This window comes from Rufibacter psychrotolerans, assembly GCF_016924645.1.
In the GTDB taxonomy this organism is placed as follows: domain Bacteria; phylum Bacteroidota; class Bacteroidia; order Cytophagales; family Hymenobacteraceae; genus Nibribacter; species Nibribacter psychrotolerans.
Map to the genome: position 1 here is coordinate 79,341 of NZ_JAFFJV010000007.1, position 19,911 is coordinate 99,251.

Sequence of the window (19,911 nt, forward strand, 5' to 3'; positions counted from 1 at the left end):
AACATTACGCAATTTTACTCATTTTTTTGGAGAGAATGGGCTACTATTGAAAAACATAGTGCCAGGGAGGGGGGAGCGGAGAAAACCCACCCCGTTTCTGGCACCTTTTGCTCAAAACAGCCCCAAAACGGAATTTATTGTGCAAAGGGTCAAAAAATTACGGGGTGGGTTACCCAATGTATTTGTGCAAACGGCAGATGTTGGTGGAGCCGTTCACGCTGTACTCTACTTTGTCCATGATACGGTTCACCAGGGCCACGCCCACGCCCCCTTTCTTCCCCGTCCGGATGTTGTCATGGATGTTGGGCTCTTTGTAGTTGGCCTTCTCAAACGGGGTGCCGTTGTCCTGCAGTTCAAAGATGATCTCCCTGGAGTCATAGTGAATGGTAAGGCAAAGGTTCTTGCGGCTGTCTTCGTGGTTGGAGTGGATGATCAGGTTGGCGCAGATCTCGTCCACGGCCAAAATAATCTGGTTTAACGTGATCTCAGACAAATGGACAGGCTTAAGGGTATCCGTCACAAACGCGCGGATAGTTTTGAGGTTCTTCCTGTCACAACTGACCCGGATCTTGTTAGTCATTGGCTATGGTCACAGCTTCTTCATACGAAGAGACGATGGTCATGAGCAAGTCCAGTCCCAGTATCTCAAACACGTTGCGCACTTTCTCCTGCATGTTGAAGAAGATGAGCTTGATCTGCGCATCTTCAAAGCGTTGCAGGTGCGAGATGAACACGCCCAGGCCGGCAGAGGAAATGTAGTTGAGGTTCTTGCAGTCAACCAAGATCTTGCCAAACATCATGATGCTGGGGTTAGAGAGCTCCTCGTCTAACAGTACAGAAGAACTGGCATCCAGCTCACCATCCAGGCTGATGGTGATGGTATTGTCGGTGATAGTATGTTTTATTTTCATCGTGCTTCTTTACGAATCATCTAATTGTTAGGTTGACGGTGTTTGAACTTGATCACGAGTAAGGTCTGGTCATCATGCAGGGTGCCGTTGCTGAAGGCGTCCACGTCATTGATGATGGCACTCTTGATGTCCTCGGCCTCCAGGTGGTAGGTCTGGGAGAGCATGTACTTGAGCCGTTCCTCGCCGTACTCATCCTGCCGGGCGTTCCGGGCCTCCACAATGCCATCGGTGTAGATGACCATCACGTCGCCGGGGTTGTAGTCATAGTGCAGCCGGTGGATGCGCTTGGCGTACGAGGCGTCCCTGATGATGCCCAGCCCCAGGCCCTCTGTCTGGAAATAGAACGTATCTTCCATCATAGAGTTGTAGTAGAGGGTGTGGCAATGGCCCGCCCGGGCAAACGACACGCCCTGCATCTTGTAGTCAATGATGTACAGCGCCGAGGTGATGAAGGAGGTGCGCTCCAGGCAGCGGCTCAGGGCGCTGTTGGCCTGCACCATGAACTCGTCGGGCAGCAGGTCCTGCTGCATGAGCCCGTGAAAGATGCCCTTCATCTGGGCCATGTGAAAGGCCGCCGAGATCCCCTTGCCCGACACGTCACCAATGATGATGGCAATGCGCGACTCGCTCAGCTGCAGGTAATCATAGAAGTCACCGCCCACTTCCTTGGCCGCCTGCGAGTAGGTGCTGATCTCAAACCAGGTGTCGGTGGGGAAGGTCTTGGGGTTGAGCCGGTCCTGCACCAGGCTGGCAATCTTGAGCTCTTCTTTGTAGCGCTCGTTCTGGATAGACTCCTGCATGAGCCGCAGGTTGTCAATGGTGAGCACGGTCTGGTTGGCAAACGACTGCACCACGCTGATGGTGTCTGGGTCAAAGCCCTGCTCCACTTCCAGCAGCAGGTACAGGTAGCCGTACCGGTGCTTGGCCGAGGTGAGCGGCACCACCAGCAATGAGTTGAACGGGCTGTCCAAAGCCCTGAACTCTGGGTTGAGGTGGAGGTCGCCGTTGACGTAGACGTTGTTACGGGTGGTCTGGTCCTGGTCATGCACGGCCTTCACAAGGGCCTTGACCATGTCCTGCACGACCTCCTCGGGGACAATGTCTCCCACGGGCTTCGCTTTCTCGGCAATCTCCAGCCACCCGGCAACGGCGCCGGTGGCCTTGGTGGCGCTCTCAAACAGCAGTTTGTACACCTCTTCCTCGCTCTGCCCCTGCTGGATGGAGTGGCTCAGGCGCTGGAAACTCAGCAGATCGGCGTTTTTCTGCTCAAATACTTTGGAAGTAGGCAAGCTGAACAGGGCCACCAGCAACGAGGCAAAGGCATAGAAGAGCACAAACCCCAGGGTGAGCAAGATGAACGGGTTGTCTGTGTAGTCTACCACCAGTTCAGCCGAATCCGCGTAGCGGAACACAAAGAAGACAAACAAGGCCCCCGACAGCAGAATGGCCGTAAGCAGGAAAATGCTGCCCCACTTTTTGTCCAGGTTCAGGTAGGCCACCCACCTAAGGTGCACGCTCATGTAAAGGCTGTAGCCCAGGAGCAGGGCCAGGTCCAGAATGAGGAAAATGTACTCCATGTAGGCAACATCCAGCAGGGGCACCAACAAGGAAAGATAGATCAGCAGCTCAAACCACTTCCACTGAGCCTGTAAGTCTTTGGTTTTGTGGTACAGGATAAACTGCCGCCACGTATAGAAGGCTTTTCCCAGAAAATAGACCAGAAACCCGAACAGGATCTGGTAGAAGATGTCCAGCAGGTACGGGCTGTTGACCCATTGCTGGTTAAGGCCGGGGTACCCTATGTACAGCAACATGCACACGTAGGCGCCCATGCCCCCTTTGACAAAGAGGTTCCAGAGCGGGGCCGTGAACTCGGCGTTGCGCTGCACCGGAATCTTGCACCGCTGGTGCAGGAAAACAGAAAGAATATAAATAACCGACAGCAGGTTGTTGAGGTACGGGAAAGCCGCGTTGGCTTCGCCGGTATGCCCCTGGCGGGCCAAAAGCACCACGTTCACCAAGAGCAGCACCCAGCTTACGCTTCCGGAAATAAGGGTTAGCCGTTTTATGGTGGTGTCTTGGGGCATTGGTGCTGTTGCCTGCTGAAGTGGTTTAAGTGTCAGATTTGGGAGAATACGAGAATTTTCTAAAAGTAACTAAAAAAAAGTTATGTTCTTCACGCCGCCGCAGAATCAGGCGGCCCGTTCCCTGCGCGGCGAATGAGGGTAAATACGGAGCGGCGGCGTGACCCAGTTGCTAACCCGCAGACCCTGAAAGCGCTACGAACGGGGCGCCTGGCCTGAACCAATAATCAGCCCCGACCTATGCCTGTTCTCTGTTCCTGGGCAGGAAAGTAATCTGGTCATTCGCCCGTTGTAGTTTTCGGCTTGTTTTTCCGGAAAAGGGCCTGAAACCAGAAAGCCACCGATTGGCGCGGTTGAGAAAAATCCTCTGGTCTGCGGCCTGCCAGCCAACTAAAAAGCTCTGCCCAAAACTGGTTTGGGCAGAGCTTTTAAATAACCTGTTCAGGTTTCTTAGCCTGGCGTGATGGCAGAAGTTTTTCTTTGGCGTAAGGGGCCGCTTGTGCCTTTTAGGCAAGCAAGCTTCTGATTTAGGGCCGTTTCCTGAAAAGCAGCCCTAAACCGTTGGTGCCAACCTGCGCTTGCGCCAGTAGCCTACAAGAAAACTCCGGGCGGCGTTAATAGAATAAGAGCGCCAAGCCCTCGGAGTTGTGGTTAGCGGCTGTAGTTAGGGGCCTCGCGGGTGATCTGTACGTCGTGCGGATGGCTTTCGCGCAGGCCGGCCCCGGTGATTTTCACCATTTTGGCTTTCTTCAGGGTGTCAATGTCGGGGGCACCGCAGTAGCCCATACCGGCTTTTAAACCGCCCACCAGTTGGTACAGCACCTCACCGGCCAGGCCTTTGTACGGCACGCGGCCCACAATGCCTTCGGGCACCAGCTTTTTCACATCGTCCTCGGCATCCTGGAAGTAACGGTCTTTGGAGCCTTCGCCCATGGCCTCAATGGAGCCCATGCCGCGGTAGGTCTTGAACTTACGGCCTTCGTAGATCTGCATGTCGCCGGGGGCTTCCTCAGTACCTGCCAAAAGGGAACCGATCATGATGGTGCTGGCACCGCCGGCAATGGCTTTCACCACGTCACCGGAGAATTTGATACCGCCGTCGGCAATGACCGGTACGCCCGTGCCTTCCAGGCCTTTCACGGCTTCAATTACGGCCGAGAGCTGCGGTACGCCAATACCGGCAATGATGCGGGTGGTACAGATAGAACCCGGACCCACGCCCACTTTCACGGCATCGGCACCGGCATCGGCCAGGGCACGGGCCCCTTCGGCGGTAGCCACGTTGCCGGCAATCAGGTCCACGTTGGGAAACGCGTCTTTGATACGACGCACCGCGTCCATTACGCCTTTAGAGTGTCCGTGGGCGGTGTCTACGCTGATCACGTCTACGCCGGCTTCCACCAGGGCACCCACGCGGTCCAGCACGTCTGGGGTGACGCCCACGGCTGCGCCCACGCGCAAACGCCCGAACTCGTCTTTGCAGGCGTAGGGGCGGTGCTTGCGCTTGAGAATGTCTTTGTACGTGATGAGGCCCACCAGCACGCCGTTGTCGTCTACCACGGGTAGCTTCTCAATCTTGTACTCCTGCAGGATGTCTTCGGCTTTGTCCAGCTCAATGCCTTTGGGGGCGGTGACCAGCCGGTCTTTGGTCATGATCTCAGACACTTTCACGGCGTAGTTTTTCTCGAACCGAAGGTCGCGGTTGGTGATGATGCCCACCAGTTTTTTCTGGTCGTTGACCACCGGGATACCCCCGATCTTGTGTTCCTTCATGATCTGCACGGCATCGCCCAGGGTGGCGTGCTCGTCCAGGGTCACCGGGTCCAGGATCATGCCGCTCTCAGAGCGTTTCACCTTGCGCACCTGCTCGGCTTGCTGCCGGATGCTCATGTTCTTGTGGATGAACCCAATGCCGCCCTCCTGCGCCATGGCAATGGCCATGTCGGCCTCGGTCACGGTGTCCATGGCCGCCGAGATAAGCGGAATGTTCACCCGGATGTTCCGCGTGAGTTGGGTGGAAGTATTGGTGTCTTTGGGAAGTACCTCAGAGTAAGCGGGTAGGAGAAGAACGTCGTCGTAGGTAAGCGCTTCGAACAACAGATTGGGAGCGTGAGACTGCATGGCAAATAGCGTATATGGTATTTGCCACGTAAAGTTAAGGGAAAAGTTGAATATCCTAGTATTTGCAGGAAAAGTTTCTTTTGGGGCTGATCTGGTTTTGAGGATATCTTAGGGAATTCTGGCTGAAAACCGGCGGGGCGTTTGGGGTGTTTTGCGGGCTTGGTGGCGGTTTTGTGGTTGCTAGTTTGGCTTTATGCGGGCGTGGATCCGCTTTTCTATGAACTTATGGGCTGGGTTGTTTTATCTTTTCTGATAAGCGCTCACGGCCGCGGGGCCCCGCCTTTGCCCCTCGCACTGCCCTTGCGGCCCACGCCTGTAGTCTGCTCTTGGCTTCTGTTCTTCAGGAGCCACAAGCGAGGCGCTCGAGCCAAAGACTGGAATCGGAATCTTCCAACTGTGGACTTGCATAGCAGCGATGTTGTTTCAGCACGCCAGACCTCACAGGTTTTCAAAACCTGTGAGGTCTACTCCTCTGCCTCTATGGCGCGGATTTACTTCCGTGCCTTTTTAATGTAAATGCTTCTAGCTGCGGGTCCCCATCCTCTTCTTCGGCACTGCCCTTTCAGCCTGCACGGCCTTTTGCGCTTGGCCTCTTTCTGTCCAGGGCACAAAAGCGAGGCGCGCTCAAGGAAGACTAGAAAAAGGGAAAGTTGCAAAAGAGGTAAGGAGAACCCGTAGAGACCAGGCACTGCCTTATCTCTGCAACATTGCCCACTATGACACGGGAGTAACTGCTGCGGCTTATTGGGAGTTCTACCTCTACAAAGGCGTAATTCCCCTCCTGGGAGGGGTAGGGGTGGGTTCAGTTACGTTTCTACCCTTTTTCCTAAGTAAACCTAAAAACCCATTCCCCACTCAGGACTCAGCACTCAAGACTCAGGACTTTAACATGCGAGTGTCTGCGCTAAGTCCGTTTCTAGCCTATTTCCAGAAAATCGGCCTTAAAACAGGCCTGAATCAATACACCGGAAAGGCCGGGTCTACTTCCTGGGCCCAGGCGTGCACGCCGCCTTTGAGGTTGAGCAGGTTCGTGAAGCCGTGGCGTTGCTGCAGGAACAGCAGGGCCTGCGCGCTTCTGAAACCGTGGTGGCAGATGAGCACCGTGGTCTTGTCTTTGTCCAGGTTGGAGGCTTGCTTAGGAAGTTCCGCCAGCGGAATGAGCTGACCACCCAGGTTACAGATGGCCCACTCCTGCGGTTCGCGCACGTCAATGAGTTGCAGCGGCTCCTGCTGGTCCAGGCGTTCTTTCAGTTGTTGGGGCGTGATCTCGGGTAGCATGGGGCAAAGATAGCCTAAAATATTTTGCCCTAAACGGGGTGACGGGGGCACAACCTGGCCAGATGCCTCTATTTTTGTGGCCTTTACACCTGCTTTCCGGTTTGGGGCCGTTTTCTGAAAAGCAGCCCCAAACCGGAAAGGCGAAAGCATTTGCTATGGATTTTCTTTCCCCCAACCAATGGGAACTGGCCACCGTCACTGAGGTGGTGGGCGTCATCACCGGCTTTCTCTGCGTGTGGCTGGCGGCCAAGCAGAACATTTGGACCTTTCCCATCGCGCTCATCAGCGTGACCTTGTACATCATCATTTTCTACGATGCCCGCCTCTACGCCGACATGGGCCTGCAGGTCATGTTTGCCGGGCTCAACTTTTACGGCTGGTACATGTGGCTGCACAAAGGGAGGCAGCGGGCAGAGCGGCCCGTCTCCCGGATGACCCCCAGACAGTGGGTCTGGCTACTCTTGTTTGTGCCGGTGTTCACCCTGGGCCTGGGAACCTACCTGCGCCTCCACACCGATGCCGACCTGGCCTACTGGGACGCGGGCACCACCGCCGTGAGCCTGGGCGCCCAGTGGCTCATGAGCCGCAAAAAGCTGGAGAATTGGCTGGTCTGGATTGCCGTGGATGCCGTCTATGTGCCCATGTACCTGTACAAGGAGCTGTACCTTACCGCGGTACTTTACTTCCTCTACCTGGCCCTGGCGTGGTGGGGTTACCTGGACTGGAAGAAGAGCCTGCCCCAGGAGCCGGTTCAACAGGCGGCCTGACCGGTAAAGCCATCGGCAATACCCGGCCCAGGGGTTTTTGCGGAGGTTTTAAGAAAAGAGCCCCAAAAGAATAACTGGTAAGTGAAAGTTTGAGTAAGAAGGAGAGGGGCGCCCAGGTACCGGTATTATCCAAACCAGGCTGGCAGCCAGCCGGCGGTTTGGGGATGACCGGGCATGAGCGCCGTAAGAGCCTGCCTGAGGGGGGAGGCGCAAAAAAAGTGGGCGCCCCGGGTAACCCTTTCATTTTTTATAACGATTAAGCAGAAGATTACCTTCTTACTCAAGCACAGACTATGAAAAACATTGTACGTATTTGGCTTGCGCTTACCTTTTGCATAAGCTTGTCAGGCCAGGAGCTGATGGCACAGGAGGCCGACACCCTCAAAAAGTACCAAGACCCGCTGGTCACCGACACCTTGAAAAAATATCAGGATCCGGCGCAGGGTACCCCCAAGGCTCCTTTCTTCAAATCAAAAGCCTTCAGGGCTACCATCATCCCCTCCATCTTGATTGCGTATGGCCTGAGCACCATTAAAGACAACGGCATTTACAGCAGCTATGACGCCCAGCGCGACATTCAGAAGCACTTCCCCAACTTCAGGACCAGGGTAGACGATGCCTTGCTTATTGCGCCGTACGTAGAGCTGGCGGCCGCCAACCTCTTCAACGTGAAGTCCAACAACGACTTTTTGAACACCACCATCCTGATTTTGAAGGCCGAGGCCATTTTCGGACTTACGGTGTTCGGGATCAAGCAAGTCTCCAACCTGGAGCGGCCCAACGGCGAGAACCGTGAATCCATGCCCTCGGGGCACACGGCGCAGGCTTTCCTGGCGGCCTCCATCCTTAACTCAGAACTCAAGCACAAGAGCCCCTGGTACGGCATAGGGGCCTACACCATAGCCACCAGCGTGGGCGCGTTCCGGATGCTCAACAACAAGCACTGGCAGTCTGATGTGTTTGTGGGCGCCGGTATTGGCATGCTGTCCTCGCACCTGGCCTACCTGTCGCACCGCAACCGGTGGGGCCGCAAGCCGTCAATTGTGCAGGTTTCCCCCACGTACCTGTACGGGGTGCCGGGCTTTGCCCTGAGAATGAACCTGGACGACTACCGCAACCGCAAAAAGAACCCCCTGTACTCCAAGGCGTACGCCGAATAGGGGCACTACCGCCGGGTGGGTCGTTTGCCCTGCTTTCCCCGGCGCCCGCTGTCCATCCCAAGCCCGCAGCCAGGCTGCGGGTTTTGTTTTTACAAAGAACGACCAGGCCGTTTTGGGGTACTTTTCCGGGAAAGAGCCCAAAAACGGCCGATTGGTTTGGCGGCTACCCTGTTTTAGCCGTTGATTTGCACCTCCACCCGGGCAGCACTCCCCTGCGGACTGCCCTTCAATACGCGTAGTGCTATGAAAAAACTCCTCCTGCTGTGCCTGCTGGCGCTGGGACTTTCCCTGCCAGAGGCTGTTGCCCAGAACAACCGCCGCCATGACACCAATTACAACGGCTGGTTCATGTACTTCGGTACCCACAAGCTCTCTGACAGATGGGGCCTCCACACCGAGTTCCAGCTACGCCGGTACAAAGTGCTCACAGAGCCGCAGCAGTTCATGCCCCGCGTGGCCCTGGTGTACAACCTCTCAGACCGCGCCTCCGTGGCGGGCGGCTACGCCTACGTGCACACCTACCCCTACGGCGACAACCCCGCGGCCGACGATTTCCCCGAGCACCGCATTTACCAGCAGTTGCAGTTGAAAGACCAGCAGGGCATCTTCGGGCTGGTGCACCGTTTCCGGCTGGAGCAGCGGTGGGTGAAGTTTGCCGGCGCAGACCAGTACACCTACCTCAACCGGGTACGCTATCAGTTCAGGGCCAACATTCCGCTGCAGGGCACCACCCTAGACGACAAAGAATTTTACCTGGGGCTCTATGACGAGGTGTTCGTGAACTTCGGGCCCAACGTAACCAACAACATTTTTGACCAGAACCGCGCCTATGCCGCCGTGGGCTACCGGTTTCACCCAGATGCCAGCCTGGAGGTGGGGTACCTGCACCAGCACGTGGCCCAGCGTAACGGCGTTTGGTTTGAGAACAACCACACCCTGCAAGTGGGCCTCACCTATAACCTGGACTTCAGGAAGAAAACCACCACGGCGCAGTAACCCCGCGCCCGGTCTCGGGCGTTTCTTTCCATCTTTTTGGTTTTGGGTCCGTTTTCTAGAAAACAGGCCCAAAACCAACTGCCTTTTACCCCAAGTCCCTTGATAAAGATAGCCATTACCGGACCCGAGAGCACAGGCAAATCTACCCTGGCGGCACAGCTGGCGCACCACTTCGGCGGGGCCTGGGTGCCCGAGTACGCCCGCACCTACCTGGAAAGCCTGGGCCGCCCCTACCAGGCCCCCGACCTGGAGGCCATCGCCCGTGGGCAGCTGGCCCTCTGGCAGGCCGAGGAAAAGAAAGGCGCGCCGCTGCTCTTCCTGGACACCGAGATGCTGGTGCTCAAGATCTGGTCAGAGCACGCCTATGACGAGTGCGCGCCGTTCATTCAGCAGCAGCTGCGCCGGCAGCAGGTAGACCTGTACCTGCTCATGGGCATAGACCTGCCCTGGCAGCCAGACCCGCAGCGCGAGCACCCGCACCTGCGGCAGTTCTTCTATGACTGGTACAAGCGCGAACTGGAACTGATGGGCGCGCCCTTCGTAGAGATTTTCGGCTCTGCCGATGAGCGGCTTCGGCACGCCATTGGGGCCGTGGCACAGGTGCTCCACCCTTAACCCCAACCCAGACATATGAAAACAGCCTATCTGGAAAACGAATACGTGCGCGTGGGCGTGAAAAGCGCGGGCGCCGAACTGTGCAGCTTCCTGAAGAAAGACGGTAACCGCGAGTACCTCTGGCAAGCCCACCCCGAGTTCTGGAACCGCCACGCCCCGGTGCTGTTCCCTATTGTGGGGCGCTTGCCGCAAGACCAGTACCTGCACCAGGGGCAAACCTACGCACTGCCGCAGCACGGGTTTGCACGGGACCAGGAATTTGAGCTGATCCAGGAGAGTAAAGACCACCTGGTGTTTGAACTGCGGGATTCTGCCCAGACCAGAAAGATTTACCCGTTTGCGTTTGCCCTGCGCATTGCCTACACCCTGCGGGACCAGACCCTGGCCGTAACGTGGCAGGTGGAGCACACCGGGCCGGGCGAGATGCTGTTCTCCATTGGCGCGCACCCCGCGTTCAACGTGCCCCTGCTGCCCGACGACTCTTTTGAGGACTACTACCTGGAGTTCTCCCAGCCCGAGACCCTGGCGCGCTACCTGCTGGAAGACGGCACCGGGCTGCAGAACGGCGAAACCGAGCCGGTGCTGGACAACATGGCCCGCCTGCCGCTGCGCTATGAGCACTACCAGAAAGATGCCCTGGTGTTCAAAGGCTTCCGCTCAGAACGGGTCACCCTCAAAACCGACCGCCACCCGCACTTTGTGCAGATGACGTTCCCCAACTTCCCGTACCTGGGCATCTGGACCAAGCGCGTGGGAGCCCCGTTCCTGTGCATTGAGCCCTGGTACGGCGTGGCCGGCAGCATGGGCGGCCCCGTTGAACTGAGCGAGAAAGAAGGCATGCAGTCTTTGGGCAGCGGCGAAACGTTTGAGGCAAGTTACACCATCACCATCGGGTAGGCTGTTGGAGACCTGGTTTCAGGAAGAGCGCCTGCCCTACCGGGGGCCCTTGGGGTGTTGCCGGTTTGGGGGGCACCTGAAAACCGTTTCGGGGCTTTTTTCGCAGAAACAGGGCTGAAACGCCGCTCTGGCTGGGCCGGGGTTGGTGCAGCAAGCCTCTGGACAGAGTTACCAGCGGTAGCTTACTCCCAGGAACAAGTTGGTGGAACTGGTTTTAAGAACGCTTTCAGGGGTGGTATCCTCAGAAATGTTCCGCAGCCCGGCATTGTGCCTGACCTCTGCCCTCATGAGCAGCGTGGGCGTGAGGGTATGATAGTAGGCAACTCCTCCGGTGAGCCCCGCGTCTAACCTGCGGTAGAAAGCCGTAAATTCTAGATTTTCATCATACGCCTCTAGGTCTTGCTTCAGTAGAAAGCCCAGGTAAGGGCCCAGGGCCACGTGCAGTCCGGTCTTGGCTACCGGAAACTCCACCATAACCGGAACGGTGAGATAGTGGAAATGCTGCCGCAGGGTGTAGGCGGTTTGCCCGGTAACCTCGCCGCGGTCATCGTAGTGCAGTGAGGCACCTTCTTCCTTAGAGCCCTTGTTCTCATAAAGCACCTCAATTCTGGCAAATGCCTTTTTTACCCTATGCCTGAAGAACAAGCCCCCGGCAAACCTGAGATCGGCCGCCAGGGCATTGGCGGTTGGGTTGCCCCGTAAATGGGTGTAGGCAGGGCCTGCCTGCAGCCCAAGGGCCGCTTTCAGGGGGCGGGGGTGTTGCGCCCAGGTGCTGAGCGAAACCAGCAAGAGGACCAATAGCGCGACGTAGTGCTTCATAGGGCAAAATACGTACGGAGCACGCAAACCAGTTGCACAGGCTGTCTCTGGGTTGCTGGCCAGGGGAGCGGCGGCATTGTATTCTTCTGGAAATGGCGGTAGCTTTGCGGGCGGCCCACCGCCAATACGTCTGATTTTAATTTTCAACAAGCCCAGGAATGGAAGTAAGAGACAGCAACGGAACCCTGCTCAATGAGGGAGACTCCGTAACGGTAATCAAAGATTTAAAAGTAAAAGGTTCTTCCACCACCATCAAGCGGGGAACCGTGGTTAAGAAAATCAGGCTCACCGAGGACGAAGAAGAGATTGAGGGCCGCGTAGACAGAGCCGTCATGGTCCTGAAAACCTGCTTCCTCAAGAAAGTATAACCCTTAAAAATACGAGCAGAGGCGCCGCACGGCGCCTCTGCTCGTATCTGGGCAATTCATTTGTTTGGGGCCTGCTTTCACAAAAACAGGCTCTAAACGGCTCCTGGCTTTACTTGCGCAGCATGGCTTCCTCGCCGGCTTCCACGCCCTCGTTGATCATGAAAAGCGTGCGGGTGGGGTAAGCAAACTCAATGCCGCGGCGCTGGAACTCCTCAAACAGCCGGAAGTTGATGGCCTGCTGAATGTCCATGTACTTGTTGTAGTCGTCGCTCAGCACGTAGTACACCACCTCGTAGTCCAGGCTGGAGTCGCCGTACGAAAAGAAATGGGCCCGGTCAAACTCCACGGGGTGCTGCTCTTTGATAATGCCCTCCAGCAGCCGGGGAATGAGCTTCACGTTCTCCAGGGACGTCTGGTACACCACGCCAATCTTGAAGACCACGCGCCGGCGCATCATCTGCTTGTAGTTGTGGATGCGCGAGTTGGTAAGGTCGCTGTTGGCCACCACCAGCTGCTCGCCAGAGAGGCTTTTGATGCGGGTGGTTTTAATGCCAATGTAGTCTACCGTGCCAGATTTATCGTCAATCACAATAAAGTCGCCGGTTTCAAAGGGGCGGTCAAAGAAGATCACAAAGTAGTTGAACACGTCGCCCAGGATGTTCTGGGCCGCCAGGGCAATGGCAATCCCCCCAATGCCCAGACCCGTGACAATGGTGGTCACGTTGTATCCCATGTTGTCAAACAGGAACAGCAGGCCCACAATCCAGATCACGGAGTTGATGATGAGCATGAGCCCGCCCAGCTGCTTCACCTTCTCCTCGCCGCGCTCCTGTTTCCTGACGTAAGACCTGAGCAGCAACAGAATGGTGGAGGACACCAGCCGCACAAACAAGAACGTGATCACCATGGTGGTGGCTACCCGTAGCACGTTCTGGGCTTTCTCAGAAAGGGTAAGATAGTTGAGGCCCGCGTGGATGATGCCAAAGTAAACGGCCGGCACCACAAACCGGTCTATGCTCTGTAAAATGAAATCGTCCAGGTGGGTTTTGGTGCCCAGGGCCCATTTCCTGATGCGGGCCAAAAAGATGTGCTTGAATGATTTGAGCAGGAGCACCCCAATGATGATGATGCCCAGGGAAATAAGGTAATCAGAAACGGTGTTGTGGTAGTAGGTTTGCTGAAGGAAATCGTTCATTGGCTTACTGCAGATAAAGTCACCTTTCCTCCGCCGGCGCGGAAGCAAGTAAAAGATTGTACCAGCCATATAGTACGGCTCTTCCTTGCCTGGTAGTTATACTTTATTTGCGTCGCCCGGAAATTGGGCCCCCGGAGTGGACCTGGGCGCAAACCCGCCGGGGCGGAAAAGCGAGCTTACGGGGTTGGTTTGGCTTTGGCCGCCTGAGCCGCCTTCAGGTCACAGTTTTCTTTGCGGCGGGTGTCTGCGATGGCGAAGATCTTCCAGCCCTCGGGGCTGCGGTACAGCTGAAAAGCATCAACCCCGCAGTGGCTGAAGGTGTCGCCCACGTAGAAGGCGTACTCACACCACAGGGTGGCCAGGTCGCCGTCAAGGTGCACCCGCACGTCCCAGATGCGCTCATCCAGCACCTGTGGGTGGGGCTGCGCGATCATCTCCAGAAATTTAGGCAGGGGCGTCTCGCGGGGCAGCACCTTGCCGGCCTTGTCTGCGCCCACCGAAAGCAGGCGGGCGTTGGGCGCCAGCACCGACCGGGCCATGGCGCTGTCGCCGGCGCGCATGCCGTCAAAGAAGTGCACCACGGCGGCCTCCACGGCTTTGGCATCGGGGGTAAGCGGCTGTCTGGCGGCCTTTTTAGAAGACTGGGCAACGGCACCCCAAGAGAACAGCAAACCGAACGAAAGCAGAAGAACCAGGCGCATTTTGGGGGAGTTTTTAGAGATTCAGGCGAAAAACAGGAGAAAGGTAAGGCCCCGGCCGGCACAAAACCAAAGGACTGGGGTTAAATGAGCACCAGGCGCTCCTGCAGCAAGGCCCGCAGTTCGGGCGGAAGCCCAAAATGCTGGTCCATGAAATCATCCAGCACCTGGCGGGTGTGCGGCGAAATCAGTTCCTGAATTTCCTCCATGGCCTCGCCGCTGATGAGGTACGGCATGTAGGTGTAGATCAGGTCCCGGCCGTCGCATTGGGCGTAGATCTGGTACTCAGTGCAGGCGGTGCGGGGCGCCCCGGTGATGAGGCAATGCGACAGCCAGTTTTCCAGCCGGAGCGGCTCGGGCAGGGAGAGCAGGGCCTCGCGGCGCGCCACCAGATCAACCCGCTCAGAGAAGTAGGCGTCTACGCGCTCCCTTGACTCAGCAGAGAGCTCCTCGCGCAGCTGCTGGGCGCACTTCATGCACATGGCGTACTCAAAGATAATGTCCTGGGTGCCCGTCTGCGGGTAAAACCTGACGGCCTTCTCCACCAGATAGTTTACCCCGTCTTGCAGCAGGTGCCCCTCACAGGTGAGGCAGGAATGAAACGGCTGGCCCGACTCTACTGAAAACAGTTCCTGCGGGATGGGCTCAAACTCATGAACCAGATGAATGGGCGGTAAGTCCATAGCGGTAACGAAATAAATAAGGCAAATGGAGCCCCGAAAGGTACTACAAAATTGTATGTGATTGAAGGTGAATTGGTTGATTTGCGGCTGTTCTTCTAATAAGCCTACTGCATGGCAAAGGAAAGCGAAGGGCCTAAAGCGACCAAAGGGCCACGCCAGCCCCAAAAACCTACCCAAAGCCCGTTCTCTATTTGGCCATGCTGGAACCCACGGCATAGAAAAATCCCTGTTTTGGGCCTGCTTTTCTGCAAAAGGGTCCAAAACAGGGATTTGCCAAGGCTGTTTCTGTTGCCGGCGAGACCGTTAGTAAGCCACGGCGGCGGAGGCGTTGAGCTCTATCTTTACGCCCAGCACTTTCAGGAACTCGCGGATGAGGGCCGGGTGGCCAGGCCAGGCGGGCGAAGTAACCAGGTTGCCGTCTACCACGGCCTCGGTGGCCTCAACGGGCACAAAGGTGCCTCCAGCCAGGCTTACCTCGGGGCCCACCGCCGGATACGCCGTAAGCCGACGGCCTTCCACCACGCGGGCAGCCGTTAAAATCTGGATTCCGTGGCAAACGGCGGCCAGCGGCTTGTCTTTCTCCATGAAATGCTGCACCAGCTCCAACACGGTAGGGTTGAGGCGCAGGTACTCGGGGGCGCGGCCGCCGGCAATCACCAGGCCCACATAGTCCTGGGGGTTCACCTCTGAGAAGGAGTAGGTCAGCTGGAAATTGTGGCCCGGCTTCTCGGTGTAGGTTTGGTCGCCCTCAAAGTCATGGATGGCGGTCTTAATGGTGTCGCCCTTTTTCTTGCCGGGGCAGACGGCGTGCACCTCGTACCCCACCATCAGCAGCATCTGGAAGGGAACCATGGTTTCATAGTCCTCGGCGAAGTCGCCGGTGAGAAACAGGATTTTCTTTTGGTTTTCCATGGGGATAAGTGTTTAGGATTGGAAGAAACGGTGAAATTCCAGGCCCGGGCTGCCCCCGGTACGCGGGTGCCCCGGTGCGTGCCAGGTACAAGTTGCGAATAAATAGGCTTAGTGACAATAGGTTATGCAAGGAAGGGAGAGAATGCGTTTGTTTGGAGGGCATGGCCAAAGGGGCCCTTAAACTCCGGTGCGCGCTTGCCAGGCCCTTGCACCAGAAGGCAGGGCAGGCCGCGCGCACCGGAAAATTCACCATATTTGGGCCTCTAACCCCTTTGTCTATGAAAAGCTCTACCCCTAAGCGTTTTCTGCCGTTCTGCCTGGCCCTGGCGCTGGCCGCCTGCACCACCCATCCGTACACCAGCACCAACCGCGCGTACAAGAAAAAGGCCAAGGCCTACGCCAAAACCCTGCGCCAGACGCCCGTCGCCAACCCCGGCGAAGACAGCCTGCAGCAGGGCGACTATTGGGTGGGCACCACTAACTTTAACATGCGCAAGCCCAATTACGTGGTCATCCACCACACGGCGCAAAACTCCACCGAGCAGACCCTCAAGACCTTTACCACGCCCCGCACGCAGGTGAGCGCGCATTACGTGATTGGCCGCGACGGCAAGGTGTACCACATGCTCAGCGACTTTCTGCGGGCCTGGCACGGGGGCACCGGCAAATGGGGCAACAACACCGACCTCAACTCTTCCTCCATTGGCATTGAGCTGGACAACAACGGGTATGAGCCCTTCGCCGAGGCGCAGATCACCAGCTTGCTGCAGGTCTTGGCCCTGCTGAAGAAAACGCACGGCATTCCGGCCGCCAACTTCATCGGGCACTCAGACATCGCGCCCAGCCGCAAGGTGGACCCCAACCCCACGTTCCCCTGGAAGCGCCTGGCCGATGCCGGTTTTGGCACCTGGTACGACGAGGAAGCCGTGCGCAACACGGTGTTTGCGCCTACCATTCCGCTGTTCCAGGACTCCGCCGCCGTGACCGCCGACAGCGCAGCGGTGCCGGTCACGGTTCTGGTGCCCACCACCACTGTGGCGGTAGACACCATTCCTACCTCGTTCCAGCCCAAAGACGCCCTCCGCATCATTGGGTACGACGTGAAAAACCTGGAGGCGGCCATTAAGGCGTTTAAGCTGCACTTCATCCAGAAGGAAGTGAACGGCATCTTAACCGATGACGACAAAAAGGTGCTCTACCATTTATATAAGAAGAGCCTTGAGTAAAGCACTTGTCCAGGATTGCTGATGCGCTTGTAGGGTAGGGAGTTGCTGATGTAGAAAGATGGAGCCGGGCGCAAGCGTCCGCTACCGCTTTATGGGCGGGTGAGTTGCTGTTTCCGGGCTGTTTTCTGGAAAGTAGCTCCAAATCGTTGGCCTGCTCTGGGGCTAACAAGAAAACTCTGAACAGCCTCTAACCAAACACCCCAACGGGGCAACGTTCCAGTAAAAAAGGTGGAGGCAAAGGCTGCCCAGGGTCTTGCTCCGGGCCATCGCGGGGCCAGAGCCGGGGACCGGGCCGGTTATCTTACCCTTTGAGCGACAGGGCGTTCCGATTTTATTCCCTGTTTTGGGGCTATTTTCCAGAAATCGGGACCTAAACAGGAGGGCAACTTCGCGAAAGCCAACACTTTCCCGTAACTTTGAACGTTTGTGAGAAGTTGGGCCCTGCGCCCACCAATAGCAGCATGCCAGAAGAAAAGAAGAACCCATCACCGCGTACCACATACAACAAATGGATTCGTGCCCTCTGGAAGACCTTTGTCTTCGGGGGCCTGTTCATTATTCTCTATTTCGTTTCCGTTGACCTTAACCTGTTCTACCTGTTTGGAGAGTCGCCGGGGCTGGACGACCTGGAGAACCCCCAAAACAACCTGCCCTCTGAGATTTACTCGGCAGACGGGGTGTTGCTGGGCCGCTACTTCCGCGAGAACCGCGACCTGGTGCCGTATGACAGCATCAACCCCATCATGGTGAAAGCGCTGGTGGCCACTGAGGACGAGCGTTTCTACGAGCACCAGGGCATTGACCCTATCTCGGTACTGGCGGCGGTGAAAGACAACCTGCGGGGCGAGTCGCGCGGGGCGTCTACGCTTACGCAGCAGTTGGCCAAAAACCTCTATAAAACGCGTACCAAAAACACCAAAGGCATTCTGGGCCACGTGCCGCTGGTGTCTACCATTGTGGCCAAGACCAAGGAGTGGAATACTTCCATCAAGCTGGAGCAGCGGTACACCAAAGACGAGATCCTGGGCATGTACCTCAACACCGTGGACTTCGGGAGCAACGCCTTTGGGGTGAAAGTGGCCTCCAAAACCTTTTTCAGCACCACGCCAGACAAGCTGAAGCCCGAGGAGGCCGCCATGCTGGTAGGCGTGCTCAAGGCCCCCACCACGTACAACCCCAGGTTCAACCCCAAGAACGCGCTGGCCCGCCGTAACGTGGTGCTCAAGCAGATGGCCCGCAACAAGGTGATCACCGCCGCCCAGGCCGACTCCCTGAGCCAACTGCCCATTGACCTGAAATACCACGTAGAGCAGCACCTGGACGGGGTACCGGCGCATTACCGCCAGACCGTGAACGAGTTTGTGCGGAAGTGGGCCGAGGAGCGCGAGCTGGACATCTACGCCGATGGCCTCAAGATTTACCTCACCATTGACTCCCGCATGCAGGCCCTGGCCGAGGAAGCCATGAAGGAGAAAATGAAAAGCCTGCAGAACCGGTTTGAGAACCACTGGCGCGGCCGCAACCCTTGGGTAGACGACAGAGACAAGGAAATACCCGGCTTCATTGAAAACGCCATCAAGCGCACGGGCGTGTACCAGTCGCTCAAGAACAAGTACGGAGACGATACTGCCGCCATTAACCAAGAGCTGAACCGGCCCAAGCCTATGACCGTGTTCTCCTGGAAGGGCCCCAAGGAAGTCACCATGAGCTCTATGGACTCATTGCGGTACTACAAGCGCTTCCTGCGGGCGGGCATGATGACCATGGACCCCTACACCGGCCACATCAAAGCCTGGGTGGGCGGCATTGACTACGAGAACTTCAAGTTTGACCACGTGAAGCAGGCCCGTCGCCAGCCCGGTTCCACGTTCAAGCCGTTTGTGTACGCCGCCGCCATTGACGGGGGCTACTCGCCCTGCGACAAGATTCAGGACCAGCGCGTGACCATTAAGTACGTAGAGAACGGCAAGCCGATGGAGTGGACGCCCAACAACGCTGACCATTCCATCTCCGGCCGCCAGATGACCCTGCGCCACGCCATGGGCCGCTCCATCAACACCGTTACCGCGCAGCTCACCGAGGCCATTGGCTGGGAAACCGTGCGGAAATTTGCCCGTCGGCTGGGCATCACCAGTCCCCTGGAGGCGGTGCCGTCCATCGGGCTGGGCTCCTCAGACGTGAGCGTGTACGAAATGGTGAACGCCTACAGCACCTTCATCAACCACGGGTTCCTGAACAAACCCATTCTGGTCATGCGCGTGGAAGACCGCAACGGCAACGTGATAGAGCAGTTTAACCCCCAGCAGAAACGCGTGATCTCTGAGGAAACCGCTTTCCTGATGGTGCACATGCTCAAAGGCACTATGGAAGAGCCGGGCGGCACCTCGCAGGCGCTCTGGGAGTACGACCTCTGGAAGAAAGGCAACCAGATTGGCGGCAAGACCGGTACCACCTCCAACTACTCAGATGGCTGGTACGTGGGCGTTACCAAAGATCTGGTTACCGGAGTCTGGGTAGGAGGAGAGGACCGCAGCATCCACTTCCGGACCTCAGGCACGGGCGAAGGCTCCAAGACGGCGCTCCCTATTTTCGGGCGGTTTATGGAAAAAGTGTACCGGGACCCCAACTTGGGCATCAAGCTGGGACCGTTCCCCAAACCCACCATCAAGATCAGCAAACAATACAACTGCATTACGGTGGTTCCGCGCAAGCCACGGGTGGTAGACACCACCGCGGTAGATACCATGCTGGAACAGCTCAACGACAGCATCTCGTCTCAGTTCTAAGCTGTTGCCGCACTGCACCCAAAGCCCCGTTGCCGGAGTCTGACTCCGGCAACGGGGCTTTTTTTGTTCTCGGCCCGTGGGATGCCTGGCCAAGGTATTTTCAGCCTGTTTTTGGGAAAACAGCGCTAAATCAGTGGGCTGCTTGAGGGAGTAACCACAGCTTGCCCATCCAAGGTCCACCGCCTGGCTTCTGCGTTAGCTCATTCTCGGGCTTGTTCCGGGCGCAATGGCTCAAGCAGCATGAACCGTTGCGCCACGCCTAGCCTCCTGTGCTTTCTTGTCCGTCGGGCAGGTTCGGGTTGTCATGTCCTCCTGATCATTCAAGTAATGCGGTTCTCTGCCTTCCTCCATTCCATGCAAACCCTGGATGGGTAAACTCCAGATGGTTGTGGTGG

General features: G+C 57.1%; 18 protein-coding genes. 8 read left to right on the plus strand and 10 right to left on the minus strand.

The features are described from left to right. Positions 1-169: 169 nt before the first annotated feature. The 5 genes from JT718_RS08475 to JT718_RS08495 form a co-directional block, all read right to left on the minus strand. The gene (locus JT718_RS08475; protein WP_205501796.1) at positions 170-580 is read right to left on the minus strand and encodes an ATP-binding protein; all 411 of its coding nucleotides are present in this window, start codon (positions 578-580) and stop codon (positions 170-172) included. Further along, entirely contained in the window at positions 573-911 is a 339-nt protein-coding gene (locus JT718_RS08480) for an STAS domain-containing protein (RefSeq protein ID WP_062544051.1), read from the minus strand. The genes JT718_RS08475 and JT718_RS08480 overlap by 8 nt, the downstream gene beginning before the upstream one ends. Positions 912-931: 20 nt before the next feature. Next, complete coding sequence (locus tag JT718_RS08485; protein WP_205501797.1) at positions 932-2,998, minus strand: PP2C family protein-serine/threonine phosphatase; 2,067 nt, start codon at positions 2,996-2,998, stop codon at positions 932-934. Between the two features lie 648 nt (positions 2,999-3,646). Further along, positions 3,647-5,116 (minus strand): IMP dehydrogenase, encoded by a 1,470-nt coding sequence (gene guaB / locus JT718_RS08490; RefSeq protein WP_205501798.1) that lies wholly within the window; start codon positions 5,114-5,116, stop codon positions 3,647-3,649. A 957-nt stretch (positions 5,117-6,073) separates the two neighbouring features. Then, on the minus strand, positions 6,074-6,394 hold the full coding sequence (locus JT718_RS08495; RefSeq protein ID WP_205501799.1) for a rhodanese-like domain-containing protein: 321 nt from the start codon (positions 6,392-6,394) through the stop codon (positions 6,074-6,076). Positions 6,395-6,549: 155 nt separating this feature from the next. Between JT718_RS08495 and pnuC the strand changes: the two genes are divergently transcribed. The 5 genes from pnuC to JT718_RS08520 all read left to right on the plus strand — a co-directional run bounded on the left by pnuC (position 6,550) and on the right by JT718_RS08520 (position 10,829). Beyond that, on the plus strand, positions 6,550-7,161 hold the full coding sequence (gene pnuC, locus JT718_RS08500; protein ID WP_205501800.1) for a nicotinamide riboside transporter PnuC: 612 nt from the start codon (positions 6,550-6,552) through the stop codon (positions 7,159-7,161). A gap of 359 nt (positions 7,162-7,520) precedes the next feature. Beyond that, positions 7,521-8,321, plus strand: coding sequence for a phosphatase PAP2 family protein (locus JT718_RS08505; RefSeq protein WP_205501801.1), 801 nt, complete (start codon positions 7,521-7,523; stop codon positions 8,319-8,321). 243 nt (positions 8,322-8,564) lie between these two features. Next, positions 8,565-9,317: a DUF2490 domain-containing protein gene (locus JT718_RS08510; RefSeq protein ID WP_205501802.1), complete on the plus strand. Its 753-nt coding sequence runs from the start codon at positions 8,565-8,567 to the stop codon at positions 9,315-9,317. Positions 9,318-9,416: 99 nt separating this feature from the next. Further along, positions 9,417-9,932 (plus strand): AAA family ATPase, encoded by a 516-nt coding sequence (locus JT718_RS08515; RefSeq protein ID WP_205501803.1) that lies wholly within the window; start codon positions 9,417-9,419, stop codon positions 9,930-9,932. Between the two features lie 15 nt (positions 9,933-9,947). Beyond that, the gene (locus tag JT718_RS08520; RefSeq protein WP_205501804.1) at positions 9,948-10,829 is read left to right on the plus strand and encodes an aldose 1-epimerase family protein; all 882 of its coding nucleotides are present in this window, start codon (positions 9,948-9,950) and stop codon (positions 10,827-10,829) included. Positions 10,830-10,997: 168 nt separating this feature from the next. On the opposite strand, the gene JT718_RS08525 is transcribed toward JT718_RS08520, so the two are convergent. Continuing rightward, positions 10,998-11,648 carry a porin family protein gene (locus JT718_RS08525; RefSeq protein ID WP_205501805.1) on the minus strand — a complete coding sequence of 217 codons (651 nt, stop codon included), beginning with the start codon at positions 11,646-11,648 and terminating at the stop codon, positions 10,998-11,000. A gap of 158 nt (positions 11,649-11,806) precedes the next feature. On the opposite strand from JT718_RS08525, the gene JT718_RS08530 reads away from it, so the two are divergent. Next, complete coding sequence (locus JT718_RS08530; protein ID WP_205501806.1) at positions 11,807-12,016, plus strand: alkylphosphonate utilization protein; 210 nt, start codon at positions 11,807-11,809, stop codon at positions 12,014-12,016. Positions 12,017-12,125: 109 nt separating this feature from the next. Here JT718_RS08530 and JT718_RS08535 read toward each other — a convergent pair whose 3' ends face one another. The 4 genes from JT718_RS08535 to JT718_RS08550 form a co-directional block, all read right to left on the minus strand. Further along, on the minus strand, positions 12,126-13,211 hold the full coding sequence (locus JT718_RS08535) for a mechanosensitive ion channel family protein (RefSeq protein WP_205501807.1): 1,086 nt from the start codon (positions 13,209-13,211) through the stop codon (positions 12,126-12,128). A gap of 176 nt (positions 13,212-13,387) precedes the next feature. After that, positions 13,388-13,912 carry a nuclear transport factor 2 family protein gene (locus JT718_RS08540; RefSeq protein WP_205501808.1) on the minus strand — a complete coding sequence of 175 codons (525 nt, stop codon included), beginning with the start codon at positions 13,910-13,912 and terminating at the stop codon, positions 13,388-13,390. Between the two features lie 80 nt (positions 13,913-13,992). Then, on the minus strand, positions 13,993-14,592 hold the full coding sequence (locus JT718_RS08545) for a hypothetical protein (RefSeq protein WP_205501809.1): 600 nt from the start codon (positions 14,590-14,592) through the stop codon (positions 13,993-13,995). A 303-nt stretch (positions 14,593-14,895) separates the two neighbouring features. Next, positions 14,896-15,504, minus strand: coding sequence for a DJ-1/PfpI family protein (locus JT718_RS08550; RefSeq protein WP_205501810.1), 609 nt, complete (start codon positions 15,502-15,504; stop codon positions 14,896-14,898). A 278-nt stretch (positions 15,505-15,782) separates the two neighbouring features. Between JT718_RS08550 and JT718_RS08555 the strand changes: the two genes are divergently transcribed. Both JT718_RS08555 and JT718_RS08560 read left to right on the plus strand, forming a co-directional pair. Next, entirely contained in the window at positions 15,783-16,730 is a 948-nt protein-coding gene (locus JT718_RS08555; RefSeq protein ID WP_205501811.1) for an N-acetylmuramoyl-L-alanine amidase, read from the plus strand. A gap of 461 nt (positions 16,731-17,191) precedes the next feature. Beyond that, positions 17,192-19,516, plus strand: a complete 2,325-nt coding sequence (locus tag JT718_RS08560) for a penicillin-binding protein 1A (protein WP_205501812.1) — start codon at positions 17,192-17,194, stop codon at positions 19,514-19,516. Positions 19,517-19,911: the final 395 nt, after the last annotated feature.